General features: G+C 45.4%; 11 protein-coding genes. 3 read left to right on the forward strand and 8 right to left on the reverse strand.

All coding sequences use genetic code 11. The annotated features are described in order from the left end of the window. Positions 1 to 250 precede the first annotated feature (250 nt). On the forward strand, positions 251 to 1924 hold the full coding sequence (locus ACUVJL_RS30045) for an Alw26I/Eco31I/Esp3I family type II restriction adenine-specific DNA-methyltransferase (protein WP_445249179.1): 1674 nt from the start codon (positions 251 to 253) through the stop codon (positions 1922 to 1924). Continuing rightward, positions 1921 to 3117, forward strand: coding sequence for a DNA (cytosine-5-)-methyltransferase (gene dcm, locus ACUVJL_RS30050; RefSeq protein ID WP_445249180.1), 1197 nt, complete (start codon positions 1921 to 1923; stop codon positions 3115 to 3117). Before ACUVJL_RS30045 ends, dcm begins: the two co-directional genes overlap by 4 nt. Positions 3118 to 3148: 31 nt before the next feature. On the opposite strand, the gene ACUVJL_RS30055 is transcribed toward dcm, so the two are convergent. From ACUVJL_RS30055 to ACUVJL_RS30080, 6 genes are all read right to left on the reverse strand, one after another. Beyond that, complete coding sequence (locus ACUVJL_RS30055; RefSeq protein ID WP_445249181.1) at positions 3149 to 4786, reverse strand: Alw26I/Eco31I/Esp3I family type II restriction endonuclease; 1638 nt, start codon at positions 4784 to 4786, stop codon at positions 3149 to 3151. A gap of 75 nt (positions 4787 to 4861) precedes the next feature. Further along, on the reverse strand, positions 4862 to 6988 hold the full coding sequence (locus ACUVJL_RS30060; protein WP_445249182.1) for a HEAT repeat domain-containing protein: 2127 nt from the start codon (positions 6986 to 6988) through the stop codon (positions 4862 to 4864). A gap of 185 nt (positions 6989 to 7173) precedes the next feature. Further along, positions 7174 to 7533 carry a nitrite reductase small subunit NirD gene (gene nirD / locus ACUVJL_RS30065; RefSeq protein WP_445249183.1) on the reverse strand — a complete coding sequence of 120 codons (360 nt, stop codon included), beginning with the start codon at positions 7531 to 7533 and terminating at the stop codon, positions 7174 to 7176. Between the two features lie 226 nt (positions 7534 to 7759). Continuing rightward, entirely contained in the window at positions 7760 to 10321 is a 2562-nt protein-coding gene (gene nirB / locus ACUVJL_RS30070; protein WP_445249184.1) for a nitrite reductase large subunit NirB, read from the reverse strand. A 690-nt stretch (positions 10322 to 11011) separates the two neighbouring features. Continuing rightward, positions 11012 to 11800 carry an ABC transporter permease gene (locus ACUVJL_RS30075; protein ID WP_445249185.1) on the reverse strand — a complete coding sequence of 263 codons (789 nt, stop codon included), beginning with the start codon at positions 11798 to 11800 and terminating at the stop codon, positions 11012 to 11014. 189 nt (positions 11801 to 11989) lie between these two features. Beyond that, on the reverse strand, positions 11990 to 12970 hold the full coding sequence (locus ACUVJL_RS30080; RefSeq protein WP_445249186.1) for an ABC transporter ATP-binding protein: 981 nt from the start codon (positions 12968 to 12970) through the stop codon (positions 11990 to 11992). A 195-nt stretch (positions 12971 to 13165) separates the two neighbouring features. Here ACUVJL_RS30080 and ACUVJL_RS30085 point away from each other — a divergent pair, with 195 nt between their 5' ends. Next, positions 13166 to 13975: a calcium-binding protein gene (locus tag ACUVJL_RS30085; protein WP_445249187.1), complete on the forward strand. Its 810-nt coding sequence runs from the start codon at positions 13166 to 13168 to the stop codon at positions 13973 to 13975. A 60-nt stretch (positions 13976 to 14035) separates the two neighbouring features. On the opposite strand, the gene ACUVJL_RS30090 is transcribed toward ACUVJL_RS30085, so the two are convergent. Further along, a complete protein-coding gene (locus ACUVJL_RS30090; RefSeq protein ID WP_445249188.1) occupies positions 14036 to 14350 on the reverse strand; it encodes a hypothetical protein in 315 nt (104 codons plus the stop codon). Between the two features lie 42 nt (positions 14351 to 14392). Further along, positions 14393 to 14842 (reverse strand): alcohol dehydrogenase catalytic domain-containing protein, encoded by a 450-nt coding sequence (locus tag ACUVJL_RS30095; protein WP_445249189.1) that lies wholly within the window; start codon positions 14840 to 14842, stop codon positions 14393 to 14395. Positions 14843 to 14933: the final 91 nt, after the last annotated feature.

Genomic DNA, 14933 nt, shown 5'->3' on the forward strand with positions numbered 1-14933 from the left:
ATTACTGTTTCGGAAGCCTCTACTGTATCAGGCTATACACCACAGCACATCAGATTACTTATCCGTCAAGGACTGATAAATGCCCGTCGTGCTGGTGGAATCTGGTTAATTGAGGCTTCCAGCCTAAGCAATTACATAGACAGCAATCCCAAACCTGGCCCTAAATCCGATAAACCAGATGCTTGACTTATATTCCAAATGGAATATAATTAATAATTAAGACAATGCAGTGTAAACCAGAGAGTCAACTGTGAACCACCTCGATATACTTCAGTCCATGCCTGTTGCCCAGCTAGGAACTGGAAGAAATAACCTTCTGACCAAGACAACTGGTAAGTTCTATACCCCAAAGTTCATTGGTGAACGCTTGGTCGATAGTGTTCTAACGGTTGCATCTCGTATAGAACAGACTGGAGAGCTATCTGTTATCGATCCCTTTTGCGGTGACGGGCGGTTAATCGCTTGGCTTCTGGAGCGTGCTTCAACTTTTCCCAGTCTTAGAAATCGCTCATGGCGAATTGAAATATGGGACTATGACGAGCAAGCAGTCATTCAAGCAAAGCAGGCTATTGAGCAAATGGGTAATCATCTCGGTATTAAGTTGAATTTGAAGATATTTGTTCACGATAGCTTTGCTTATTTTATCTCTCAATTTAGAAAGAGACAAACCTGTAGTAAATCTCAATTCGACATTACAATTACAAATCCTCCTTGGGAGGTTGTAAAACCCGATCGCCGCGATATTAAAATATTGGATGAGCAAACGGAGTTAATTTATATTGACTCCCTACGAGAGTTTTCAAAAAAACTGCAAAGTAATTTCCCCCTGTCAATGCCGGGAAAAATGTTTTCGGGTTGGGGGGTTAATCTTGCTCGTGTTGGGTTAGAGATGGCTGTCCATCTGACTAAAAATCAGGGAGTGACAGGTATCGTTTCACCAGCGTCTTTTTTGAACGATCAAAACTCTGAATCTTTGCGAAAGTGGTTACTTACAAACCATACACTTAAATATATAGATTACTTCCCTGCTGAAGCTAGACTTTTTGAGGGAGTCGATCAAGCTTGTGTTAATATGACGGTTGAAGTCAACACTCCAGAGCAAAAAACCTTTATTTACAAGTTCGATAAACATTTACGTTACCTTGAATATCATCAAGAACTTCAATTGCCCGAGAGCTTTTTAAAGTCCAATGGTCATGTTATTCCTGTATCTTCTAATAAATCGCAAATAGCTCATCTACTGCATTTTTCAGAACTGCCAACCCTCGGAGATTTGCAAGGTAATTGTGAAGGGCAATTGTGGACAGGACGAGAGTTAGATGAGACAGGGCATACTAAATATTTATCACTAAAAGGCTCTCACCCTTTTCTCAAAGGTAAAATGATTGAGCGCTTAACCAGAGTTAACCAGCCTTTATTGTTTATCGCTCCAGAAAAAGAACGAAGTATTCCTTCTTCGGTGAAGTATCCACGAATCGTTTGGCGAGATGTGAGCCGACCCACCCAAAAGCGAAGGATTCAAGCAACAATTATTCCTGCCAACTGGGTTACAGGTAACTCTCTTGGTGTGGCTCATTGCCGAACCGATGATTTGTCAAAGCTTTACACATTGCTTGGCATCATCTCCTCGCTACCATTTGAATTTCAGGTGCGCTCAATGCTGTCAACGGCTCATGTTTCTGTGGGAGTATTACGCAAGACTCGTATACCCTCAATCACCTATGATTTAACTGAAAGGTTAGTACCATTGGTAGAGCGAAAACTAGCCGGAGATTTAGCCGCAGAAATGGAAATTGAAATTGTTATGGCTCAAGCTTATGGGTTAGATCGTGACGATTTAGCTGAAATTATGGATTCTTTCCCCAAACTCTTACCCAAAGAGCGTCAGAATTTGCTTGATCATCAGATGTGGGAGAAGGCATGATTCCAAATCATTACTCTGCAAAACTTAGCGATCTTGACTTAGCAATGGCGGTACATATTCCGCCTGGAGGTAATTGGAAGAACATTCCAACTACTATTCCTTCTAAGCGATTAGCACAAATTCGAGAAAGTTATGCCAAAGGTAAAGGCAGCCGTTCAACCTACTATGGGCGATTACTTCCAGATGCCCCAGCTTACACCATAAACACTTATTTCGGTCGTCCTGGGAATGGTTGTCATCTTCATTATGATTATGCAGGTGGCCAACATCGGGTGATCAGCCAGCGTGAGGCAGCAAGGCTTCAAAGCTTTCCAGATGAGTTTATTTTTCTCGGATCTCGTACTGCGATTAGTACACAAATCGGTAATGCTGTACCACCACTCCTTGCATATCAGATTGCTTTGCATTTAGGTTCACCAGGACTGTTCGTAGATCTTTTTTCAGGAGCAGGTGGGTTAGCATTAGGGTTTAAATGGGCAGGTTGGCAACCTGTGGTAGCTAATGATATTGATCGCATAGCTCTTGAAACTTATGCTAGAAATGTTGATTCCTCTGTGATTGTTGGAGATATTCGTAATCCTGAAGTTTTTTCACAAATTGTCTCAAGAGCTAATACTGCAAGACAAATGAACCCTAGTTCTAAATTGTTTGTCTTGGGAGGTCCCCCTTGTCAGGGATTTTCTACAGCGGGCAATACTCGGTCAATGCAGGATGAGCGTAATTCACTGTTTAACAATTACAAACAATTTATTGAGGCAATAAATCCAGATGGCTTTGTCTTTGAGAACGTAATGGGCTTGTTAAATATGGAGGGTGGTCATGTCTTTGAGCAAGTTAAAGAAGCTCTTATGGCAGTAACCAATCAGCTTACAGTGTGGAAACTTAACGCTGCGGACTATGCAATTCCACAGCGACGTAAGCGCATCATCCTAGTTGGTTTACAACAGAATTCAAAACCTATTCTGCCCCCTTTACCTATATCCGATTCTAATAGAAATAGCTCAATCAGTCTTCCATTACCAGTCACAGCTTATGAGTCTCTTAATGATTTGCCACCTCTTGAGTCAGGCAAAGATGGAGATAATCTTGATTACATCTCCCTCCCCTTTACTGACTATCAAAAACTTATGCGAGGATACATTTCACCAGAGCAATATCTCTATGCAGTTAGAGGGAAAGCTGAAGTTTTTTAAGCGGTTAGCATACAGCTTTCCCTCTTTTAAATTAACTGTCTAGATTCAATTCACCTCGAACATAACGATCGTTATTCCACTGTTCGATCAACTCAAGTGCCACTAATTGCATTATCGTAGCCATTTTGTCCTTAGCAGCGGAAAAGTTACCGGGATCATCTTTAGGGATACTCTTAACAATAGCGCGAAAGCCTTCTTCTAATGAAATTTCGCTAGTGCTAGATAAGAGTTCTGCAATTTGCGTATCTAAATTTTTGATCTCAGGTGAAGATTCTTCCAATAGATCAAGAACAGCACAAATTTCAACTTCAATTTGGGGTGTCGTCACAACATAGGTATTACGGCTTTCCTTCCTGAAATAATTTCGTAATGATTCAAATGCCACTCGGCAACGTCTTGCCTTTTTTTCATCTGGATATTTTGTTACACGAGTAGAATAACTTATTTGGTCTAACTGTGTAATGTGATTTTCAACACGAAGATTAACAAATTTGACTTCTTGTTCAGCATACTCAAGCTCTAGAAATGTTCCCAGAAATGTAAAATGCTCTGCATCAGCAATTCTTTGCAAGATGCTCATTAGTGTATGGCGATTGTCCCGCAACAGTTTACTCAGTCTCAATGCTGTCTCATCGTCTAAAACTTCTTCTTTGCGTAGATCCCACAACGCTTTACTGTGCCATGAAATTACGGATTCACCCTTTGCCTCAACTTCTCGTAAGTGAACTACTTCACGTAGAACCATACGATTGTTTTTGGCACTGTTACATGACTTGCATAAAAGTTGAAATTCAGGTCTGTGAGTAAATCCAAGCGATAGTGGCCCAATGTGATCTGCTGAACAAGGACCAGGATGTCCGTTGAAGCATAACTCATTACTGAAATTCGCTCGAATCTGTCCCATCAAGCGATTTGCAGCAATCCAATTACCTTCTGTCCAATACTCAAAAACACGGCGATCAGTTGTGTAAGCTCTTAAATTTGATGGGCTTCGTCCCCTGTCTGCTGTACTCCGGCAACATTTATTAAAAGAATGAAAGCCATCAAAGCGGTCAGGTGCATTAGACATAGCACCGGGACTTAAAATGCTTGGCTCTTGTGGAATATACTCCTTTTCGATCCAATTCAGCCAACTTTCTAAATTGGGATCAAGGCTAGGTGGTAAAATCTCGCTTGTCCGCAGAATATCTGGGAGATTTGAGAAAACTGAATCTCCCAATACCTCTACTAACCGAGTTACTAAGTCTGCGATCCTTTCAAAGGGTTCAATCGGAAAGCTTTCATCAACATAGCCCACCTTTGTTAACCTTTGCAGCAATATGTTCGATGGATAGACATATCTCAGTTCCATCACTCTTCCACAACACTTACAAGGTTTTTTCAAGGTAGGATGAATTTGTCTAGCTGTCCTACTGATCCACGTTGTAGATTTAGGATCGATACCTAGTGAGAGAGCTTTTTTACGCCACCACTCACGCCGCTTGTGATGCGTGTCTTTGTACTGCCCGGAACTACGATTGGATGGTGCTTCCCACTGAATTTTCTTGTCTTCCTTAAAGGCATCTGGCATTCCTGCATAAGTTTCATGGTTAGCAATAAACTCCATGTAGCGAATAAAGTCGGGATGCCATACCTGTCCTTGGCTGCCATACTGTGAGTTTCTTGTCATAACTGGCTTCGTAGATATCTTGTGTTTCGATCGACAAGATCCAAGTTTCCCACCATTGGCCAGTTATAAATCAAATTACCATTCTTCGCTTGTGAGTCGGCGGCCCGCTAAAGCCCGGATTTGCTCGTCGGTGTCGGAAACGGAAAGCGATCGCAACAACGGCACAACTCCCGGATTTTCGGGATAATGTTCGATAATCGCTTCAAGCGCTGTAAATCGGGGATTGTAAGCAAAAGAACCGTTTTGATTCTCAACATCGCTCAAAGCTCGATCGCGCAAAAACTCAAACATTCCCGGTTCATCTTTCCATCCCCGGATTAACTCTACCAGGGCGATCGCCCGCACCTGCGAATCTTCATCCTCTTGAGATCTAATTTTCAGCCACTCGAAAGTTTGAGACTGATTTGTCCAGCCCCGGGCTAACTTTTGCAAAGCCATTTGCCTGACGGCCGGACTCCGATCGCCCTCTGCTTTAGCCGTAAGCAGCATCGAAGTTTCAGCACCCAAAGGCCAGTTGTCAGCGAGTTCCTGCACCGCAGCTTGCCGCACCAGCGCTTCTGCTGAATCAAGCTGATTTTTCAGCCAAGGCAAGGTTTCCGGGTCGTCGGGCCACCCCCGCACGATCGCCCGCACCAGCACACTCAGCAAGTGAGAATCATGCTCCGACTCTACCAGGCTTTTGAGGAAAGGCAGCGTCTCGCCCCGATCTGACCAGCGTCTTGCTATCTCTTCCACCGCAGTTTCTCGGACGTTCAGGTGTCTGTCTGAGTGGGCGAGATTTTGCAACCAGGCAAAGACTTCGAGACTCGGTGACGGCAGTGCGGCGACTGCTTTCACTACTACTTGCCGCACAGTCCAGTAATCCTCGGAATCAGCTATTTTTTGCAGCAGGGGCAGGGTTTCTGGGTGGTCGGGCCAACCTGCGGCGAGCTCTTGCAGGGCGATTTCTCGCAGTTCGGCCTCGCGATCGCCCACTGCTATTTTTGTCAAAAAAGTCAGAGTTTCCGGGTTCAAGGGCCAGGCAGAGGCAATTGCTTGCACTGCTGCCCGCCGGACGGTCGAACTCGCGTCGGACTCGGCTTTAGTTTTCAGCAGCGGGTAAATGTCTGGTTCGCCTGGCCAGCGCCTGGCCAATTCTTCTAAGGCTGCTGTCCGCACTTCTTTGCTGCTGTCGGATTCGGCAGACGTTTTCAGCAGCAGGCAAACGTCTGCCGCGGCGGGCCAGCCCGCTGCCAACTCCCGCACCGCTACTGTTCGCAGGATAGAACTTCCTGTCTGGGCAAGGTTTTTGAGCAGGGACGCGGTGCCTAAACCGCTGTGCCAACGTCTGGCTATTTCTTGCCACGCGCAGACTCGCACTCCCAAATTTTCGTCGAATTCGGCGGCGGTTCTCAGCAGCGGCAAGGTATCTGTTCGATCGGGCCAATGAGAGGCTAACTGTTCCAGTGCACAGGTGCGGACTGCGGGACTTTGATCGGACTTCGCCAGGGCTCTCAGCAGCGGCAAGGTATCTTTCGTGTCGGGCCAACCCAAAGCGATTTCTCGGACACAGGTCGATCGCACTGCCCAGCTTCGATCGCCCAAGGCGAGGTTTTTGAGCATCAGGTAAATTTCTGGCGAGTCGGGCCAACCACGGGCTATTGCTTCGACTGCTGTGGCTCGGATTTCGCCGCTGTCGCTGGAGTGAGCGAGTATTTTCAGCCAGGGCAGGGTTTGCGGGTCGTTTTTCCAAGTTTGGGCGATCGTCGCGATCGATTGCTCGCGAATTTGATAACTTTCCTGCAATTCTTGAGCGCTTTGATAAAGAATCAGGAAACCTGTGCCGTATTGCGATAACTTTTTTAAAGCCTTTAACAGTTTTTTTTCTGTTGTTTTCTTGACACCATTTTTAACTTTTAACAGGCATTGCGCTGCTAAAAACAAATTAATAAATTTTTTTTCTTGACCGTTTTGATCGGTCAGATATTCTATAATTTCGCTTGCTGTGGCTTTGTCAAGCTTGGCTGCAATTTCTTTAAGGACTTCGTGCAAAGATTCGTCCCGCCAGTGCTGGCAGAAAACTTGTGTGTTGAGTTCGCCCCAAGTCAGTTGACCGATTTTGAGTTGTGCGTGGATTAACTCTGCCACTGTCTGGGGATTATTTTCCGAAACAAGTTTTTTTAACAACATACCGATTTCCTGCCCCCTGGAGTTTGTTTGCATTTAAAATCCTCGCATCAGCTCCGGTATTAGTTTATAGTTTTTTGAGCGAGCCGGGAGTAGGGAGCCGATGGACTCTATTTTAGATCAAAAGTATTGACTCTGGAGCACCCCAATGTAAAATCCGCCATCACCCACAGGAATGTGAGGTGGTGGCGGATGGCGATGGAACAATTAAGCCGCTGAATCTAGCTAACAGCTACTTGGACGCGATCGGCAGCAACCCGAACCGTAAAAGTCGGAATTTTTACCGTTTCATCGTCCAAACACTGGCCCGTAGCCAAGCTAAAATTCTGCTTGTAAATCGGAGAAGCAACTTTCAAAGTGCCGCTGCGATCGCCCACAAGTCCCCGCGACAACACAAAAGCCTTGCTAAACGGATCGTAATTGCTGATCGCATAAACTTCATCCCCGTTTCCCACTCGGAAAATCGCCACTTGTTCCCCTGCAACTAAAGCGCAAACTCCGGTATTCGGGGCGATCGCATCCAGAGAACACACATCTACCCAAGTAGTCACAGTATCCGAAACTTGTAATGATTGAACCATCTTATTTTCCTGTTAATTTACTTTAATCTCGTTCCCAGTCTCCGGCTGGGAACGTAGGTTTCGAGGCTCTGCCTCGCGGTCCGAGGAGGCAGAGCCTCCGGGAATTCATTCCCCGGCAGAGCCGGGGAACGAGATTAAACGAGATTAAATCTTGCTCCCTCCCCTTGAATCAGGGGAGGGGTTATCTTGCTCCCTCCCCTGATTCAAGGGGAGGGCTGGGCAGGGGTTATTCCGAAACTCCAGCCAGAGCCTTTTCATATTCGTAAGGAGGCCGCGTTTGTCCTCGTTCCGGAACACGAACAATACTCGGATCAGGCAAATCGGAATTCACAAAATGCTGGAACCGCTGCACTTTTTGTGGGTCTTCAATGGTCGTTTTCCACTCGCATTGATAAGTATGCACTAAATGTTCCATCTGCGCTTCCAGCTCAGCACAAATACCCAGAGAATCCTCAATTATCACCTGTTTCAAGTATTCAATCCCGCCCTCAAGCTTGTTAAACCAAGTAGCAGTGCGTTCCAATCTGTCCGCCGTGCGGATGTAGAAAATCAAAAAGCGATCGATATACTTAATCAAAGTTTCCTTATCGATATCCGTAGCCAGCAAAACCGCGTGCTGCGGCTTAATTCCCCCGTTGCCACACACGTACAAATTCCAGCCGTTTTCCGTAGCAATGATCCCAAAATCTTTGCTTTGAGCTTCCGCGCATTCGCGAGTGCAGCCAGAGACAGCAGATTTGAGCTTGTGGGGCGATCGCAGACCACGATACCGCAATTCAACTTCGATCGCCAAACTCGTGGAATCCTGCACCCCAAAACGGCACCAAGTGCTACCAACACAAGATTTTACAGTACGTAGAGCCTTACCGTAAGCGTGTCCCGACTCAAATCCCGCATCAATCAACCGACGCCAAATATGTGGCAATTGATCCACGCGAGCTCCAAACAAATCAATCCGTTGCCCGCCAGTAATCTTAGTATAAAGCCCAAAATCCCTGGCAACTTCTCCCAAAACAATCAACTTATCCGGCGTAATTTCTCCACCGGGTACTCGCGGCACCACCGAATAAGTACCATCGCGCTGAATATTTGCCAAAAAGTAATCGTTCGTATCTTGCAAACCGACGTGAGACTTCTCTAAAATATGGTCATTCCAAGTAGAAGCCAGCATCGAACCAACAGCAGGCTTGCAAATTTCGCAGCCCTTACCTTTGCCGTGTCTTTCAATCAACTCATCAAAGGTTTTAATCTCTTGAGAGCGCACTAAATGGTACAATTCTTGACGGGAATATTCAAAATGTTCGCAGAGGTGATTTTTGAGAGCAAACCCGGCTTTCTTCATCTCCGACTTGAAGATATCTGTCACCAAAGGCACGCACCCGCCGCAGCCCGTACCAGCTTGAGTGCATTTCTTGACGCTGGCAACATCCGTTAAATTGCGATCGCGAATCGCTTCACAAATCTGCCCTTTACTGACATTATTGCAAGAACAAATTTGAGCCGAATCCGGCAAACTGTCCACACCCAAGCCAGCAGATGCTGCCCCCGATCGCGGTGGCATTAACAAATCTTCAGGATGCGGCGGCAGAGCAATTTCATTTTGCATGAATTGCAGCAAAGTGCCGTAAGCAGAAGCATCTCCAACGAGAATCCCGCCTAAAATCCGGCTGCCATCTTGATTTAAAACTAATTTTTTGTAAATGCCTTGGAACGTGTCAGCAACAGCAATTTCTTTAGCATCGGGAGAGTTGGCAAAAGCATCACCAAAACTCGCAACATCCACTCCCAAAAGTTTTAGTTTAGTGGACATATCCGCACCAGTAAAAGTGCTAGTGCAGGCATCTTGCCTGTCATCCGCTGCACTGCTCAAAATATCCGCTGCTACGCTTGCCATTGTATACCCAGGCGCAACTAAGCCGTAGACGCGACTTTGATAAAGCGCGCATTCTCCGATCGCATAAATGTCAGGATCGGAGGTTTGGCAGCTATCATTAATCACAATGCCGCCCCGTTCTCCTACTTCTATACCGCAACTTCTGGCAATTTCGTCCCGGGGGCGAATGCCAGCAGAAAAGACAATCATATCTGTTGCCAATTCCGAACCGTCAGCAAACAGCATTTTACTAACTTTGCCATCTTCGCTAACAATTTCTGTTGTAGATTTGCTGGTGTGAACCGAAACCCCCAACTCTTCAATTTTGCTGCGGAGAATTGCACCCCCAATTTCGTCAACTTGCACGGGCATCAGCCGCGAAGCAAACTCAACTACGTGAGTTTTCAAGCCCATATTTTGCAGCGCGTTAGCACATTCTAGACCTAACAAACCGCCGCCAATTACTACCCCAATTTGGCAATTTTTCGCATAATCTGACATCGCCTCCAGGTCATCAATTGTCCGGTACACAAAAGTCCCTGCAGCGTCTTTGCCTTTAATTGGTGGCACAAATGGATAGGAACCGGTCGCGAGAACAATTTTGTCGTAGGGAACTTCTAAACCGTTGGCTGAAGAAACTATTTTTTGTTCCCGATTGATGGCGACTGCTTTGTCGCCGATGTGAATCTTTATGTCATTTTTGTGATAAAATCCCGGTTCAACTAAAGATAAATCTCCCGCTGTTTTGCCAGAGAAAAATCCGCTGAGGTTTACGCGATCGTAAGCAACGCGCGGTTCTTCACAGAAAGTAATTAAATTCCAGTGTTTGGTAGCATCCGAGTTCACCATTAACTCTAGGAATTTGTGACCTACCATGCCATTGCCGATTACAATGAGGTTTTTTTTGGCTGTCATTAGAATCTCTTTCATCCCGTTTATCAGTCGTTGAGTTTATTAATATAAGACTTTATTGTAAAGTTTTGTACTTATATATACAAAAAATGGATATTTATGCAATTGTCGAATACTGCCGATTGCATTTTTGCATGATGTGTGCGATCGACCGATTTGAGATTTGAGATTTGAGATTTGAGATTTGAGATTTGAGATTTGAGATTTACTCTACAGTTAATTCGGGTGCGTCAGTCGATTTGAGATTTGAGATTTGAGATTTGAGATTTGAGATTTGAGATTTACTCTACAGTTAATTCGGGTGCGTCAGTCGATTTGAGATTTGAGATTTGAGATTTGAGATTTACTCTACAGTTAATTCGGGTGCGTCAGTAGATTTTGGATTTGAGATTTGAGATTTGAGATTTGAGATTTACTCTACAGTTAATTCGGGTGCGTCAGTCGATTTTAGATTTGAGATTTTAGATTTTAGATTTTAGATTTACTCCAGAGTTAATTCGGGTGCGTCAGTCGATTTTAGATTTTAGATTTGAGATTTACTCTACAGTTAATTCGGGTGCGTCAGTCGATTTTAGATTTTAGATTTTAGATTTACTCCACAGTTAAGTAGGATGCGTCAAGTAAGTCTTTTTGACAAAACGAGTAACATTTTACTGTGACGCAGCTTACAGTTTTCTAATTTTTAATTATTATTTAAGCTCCCATGCCGGAATACTGCTTCAAACCCTGCCGCCAAAGCCAGCGGTTACACACAAAAAACACCGCACTCCAACCCAACATTACCAACAAACCGCGGCCTACATCTACGGGCAATCCGATCAAGATTGAAGCGGGAAAATGAATCAAATAAGGAAACGGCGTCCACAAAACTACTTCGCGCACCGGTGCGGGAAACACTTCTAGCGGCGCGATAAGTCCCGATAAAAATAGGTAAATTAAAAACCAGAATTCTTCGATCGCACCTGCCCTTTCCAGCCAAAAAGCAAACAGCGCAAAGGTATACTGGATCAAGAACCGCAAGCAAAAAGCCAAGACGATAACCAACAAAAATAGCAAAAACCTGCCCAAACTCGGCAGCCAAAAAGCCTGCGGGTAAAGTGCAAAAAACAGCAGCACTAATCCGCATACAAACGGCAGCCTCGCAAACCTTTCGGAAACGTGAGATGCAAAGTGATGCCATACGGGATCGAGAGGCTGCAACAATCTATTAGATAGCGTGCCTTGCACTACTTGCTTTTCAAACTCCCAAATCACCCAAACTACATTTGTTTGCCTCACAATGAAAGCCGCTAAAAAATAACGGGCAAAGTCGATCGACTTCAGCCCAAATTGACCAGTTTCGGCCGCCTGCATCCAGACGCCCATCAAAATAAAGGGCAAAGCTCCCGACAGCGCCCACAAAAACAATTCTGCCCGATATTCGAGCATATGAGCGTAGTAGGTAACTAGGAAAGTTTTACTAATTCTCAAAAATTTGTTCATATAGCATCTCAAAAAATCCTGTAGATTTATATTTATATCGTGTCCGGTGAATTGCCCGCGATCGAATTCGAGCGCATGGTGGGGGCGGGTTAATCGAGATTATTAGTCTGCACCATAGATGGTTAATTAAACCCGCCCCTACAAGTATTGTGGTTAATTTAATCGCACCAAATTTATCGGCGCAGCAACTTAAATTTTTCCAGTGCGAAAAACTCGCCCTATCACCTCTTCAATGGGCGGGTCAGTAACACTCAAATCTATCACTTCTAACTCTGCCAAAATCTTTGCCACGCTCACCGTCAGCTCCTCCCTTTTGACCAAAAGTCGCACTGAATTTCCCTCAATTGATTCTACCTCTCCGTAAGCAAAAGCGCTATCTTTTGCCAGCGGATGGGCTAATTCTACCTGAACTTCCCGATAAGGTGCAAACCTGTCGAGCAATCCGTCCAAACTGCCATCATAAACTAATTGCCCTTCATGGATCAATAAAACGCGCTTGCACAAAGCAGTAATGTCAGCCATGTAATGGCTCGTCAACAGCACCGTTGCTTGATAGCGCTCGTTATATTCTCGCAGAAATTGCCTGACGCTAAACTGTGCGTTTATATCCAAACCTAAAGTCGGTTCATCTAAAAATAATACCTCCGGCTGGTGCAGTAGTGCTGCCATCAATTCAGCTTTCATGCGTTCGCCCAAAGACAGCTTACGCACCGCCTGATTTAACTTGCCTTCTAGTGACAGCATCTCTGTCAATTCTCCCACTCGCCGCCGATAATCTGTATCGGGAATGCCGTAGACAGCGGCATTGATTCGCAGAGAGTCAAGCACGGGTAAATCCCAAATTAACTGCTGTTTCTGCCCCATCACTAACGTGATTCTTTGCAGAAAATCTGCTTCGCGACGAAAAGGAGTGCGATCGCACACTCTCACAGTACCAGCAGACGGATAAATCAAACCAGTCAGCATTTTCAGCGTAGTAGTTTTGCCCGCACCGTTAGCGCCGAGAAACCCCACTACTTCCCCAGGTTCAATACTGAAAGAAACGCCCTCAACTGCTTTGACATTGCGGTACGTGCGACTGAAAAAGTGTCGCACTGTTCCTTTAAGTCCCGGTTCTTTAATCGCTACTGGATAAACTTTGCTCAAGTCTTCAACTAAGATAATTGGCATCGGCTCAAATTTTAACTTTTATTTTAATCTAGGATACTTCCCTTAGGCTTGTGCCAAGATGGAGCGATAGAGCTGTCAAAGGGTGCGCCAGCCATTGCTCGATCGCTCAGAAAAAGTAACTGTGTTCTGGCGCACCCTACTAAGCTGTAGAATATTGCAAAATATCCACGATCGCATCGCACAAAGTTTACAACTATGGTACTCACGCCCGATAATTCAGGCATCTCTCGTTTGGTAGGAGACAATTCTCCTGAAAATATTACACTTGCACCAGGACAACTTGCTAGTTTTCCTGGGGGACTTTGGATGGTGGGCGGCAATGATACTGTCAGGGGCTCGTCAGATGCAGAACGGATTTTCGGCAACGATGGTAAAGACAGTCTGTTAGGCGGTGCCGGCAGTGATTCTATTTACGGCGGCAAAGATGATGACGATGTTTTGGGAGAAGCTGGCGACGATGTCTTGACAGGAGATAGAGGTAGCGATTTCTGTGATGGGGGTGCGGGAAATGATTTGGTGCGCGGTGGACAAGGTGTTGATTTATTAGTGGGCGGTGAGGGCAACGATACTTTAATTGGCGACAGAGATGTGGATATTTACAAAGGTGGTGGGGGGAGCGATGTCTTTGTTTGTCGAGTCGATCAAGCCGGAATCAGAGAATTTGGGTTTGAAGTTCCTGACGCGGTAATTGTGGATTTTGATAAGTCTAGGGATTCGATTGGAATTAGTGTGCAATTTACCAGCAGCAATATCTCCTTTGAACAGGTAAGTTATAGCTTAAACGATCCGAGACTGCTGCTGATCAATCCTTCCACTATAGCGGGGGGAACGAGTTTGTTAGCCAAGGGAGGTATCTCGCCGCAAAGTCTCGATCCCGATGGCAATGGCCGCGTGGAAGCTACTAATATTAGATTCGGTTTTGCTAATGCTTTGTTGGGTACTGTGTTGAACGTGACCCCAGCCGATTTAAACGGTCGTTTTATTAGTGCTAATTCTTTGGTTTAATTCGTTGCTTATATATCTCTAGTAGGGTGCGCACGGCGCACCTTACCTATTAGGCATTATCTAACTGATCGTCAAAACTGCGCGATAGCGCACTTGATTGTCGCGGACTTTCTGCATGGCTTCATTCGCTTGTGCGATCGCAAAAACTTCAACAATCGGCTCAATCTCAAACTTCTCTGCAATTGCCAGCATTTCATTAATCATAGCGCGACCGCCGATCGGCGAAGCCATAATTCGGCGTCGCTTTGCCAGCAGCGAAAATAACGGAATGTTCAAAGGTGCATCGGGAACTCCCACAAAAGCAAGCGCACCGTCAGAATCGAGAAAATCAATGTACGGAACCCAATCTAAAGCAGCAGGAACAGCGCTCAACAAAATATCTAATTTGCTGCTGGGGGCTTGAGGAATTTCGCCTTTTCATACTACAATAGCTTCGTCCGCCCCCATTTTATGTGCAAATTCTGCCTTATCTTGGGAAGTAGTAAAAACTGTAACGCGGTTGCCTAATTTTTTCGCAAATTGCACCGCCATGTGTCCCAAACCGCCGATGCCGAGAATGCCAATTTCTTGCCCGGAACCCATCCCCGCATTCCGCAAACCGGCGTAAACCGTAATTCGGCCGCACAACAGCGGCCCCGCTATTTTGGAATCGATACCTTTAGGAATAGGAAAAGCAAAGCGGGAATCTACCATCAAATAATCGGCAAAACCGCCCGGGTCTGTAACAATTAATGCCTGGTTTTCATCGCAGAGATTTTCGTTACCGCGCAAGCAGTCGCGGCACTGCAAACAAGACGACCTTTGCCAGCCGACACCAACGCGATCGCCCACTTTTAAATGAGTCACTTGCGGCCCTATTTCTGCCACTTCTCCGATAAGGACCGCGAATTAAATAACTTACAATTTTAATTGTTATTGTGGGATGGGCGTCCCGCCCGTCCAAAAAGGACGGGCGGGA

The organism is Microcoleus sp. OTE_8_concoct_300 (assembly GCF_031383065.1).
Lineage (GTDB): Bacteria > Cyanobacteriota > Cyanobacteriia > Cyanobacteriales > Microcoleaceae > Microcoleus.

Excerpts from the sequence above, each read along its gene's own strand:
- ACUVJL_RS30080 (WP_445249186.1), bottom strand. The coding sequence starts at position 12,970 with ATGCCAATTATCTTAGTTGAAGACTTGAGCAAAGTTTATCCAGTAGCG.
- ACUVJL_RS30075 (WP_445249185.1), bottom strand. The coding sequence starts at position 11,800 with ATGAACAAATTTTTGAGAATTAGTAAAACTTTCCTAGTTACCTACTAC.
- ACUVJL_RS30055 (WP_445249181.1), bottom strand. The coding sequence starts at position 4,786 with ATGACAAGAAACTCACAGTATGGCAGCCAAGGACAGGTATGGCATCCC.
- nirB (WP_445249184.1), bottom strand. The coding sequence starts at position 10,321 with ATGACAGCCAAAAAAAACCTCATTGTAATCGGCAATGGCATGGTAGGT.
- ACUVJL_RS30085 (WP_445249187.1), top strand. The coding sequence starts at position 13,166 with ATGGTACTCACGCCCGATAATTCAGGCATCTCTCGTTTGGTAGGAGAC.
- ACUVJL_RS30060 (WP_445249182.1), bottom strand. The coding sequence starts at position 6,988 with ATGCAAACAAACTCCAGGGGGCAGGAAATCGGTATGTTGTTAAAAAAA.
- dcm (WP_445249180.1), top strand. The coding sequence starts at position 1,921 with ATGATTCCAAATCATTACTCTGCAAAACTTAGCGATCTTGACTTAGCA.
- nirD (WP_445249183.1), bottom strand. The coding sequence starts at position 7,533 with ATGGTTCAATCATTACAAGTTTCGGATACTGTGACTACTTGGGTAGAT.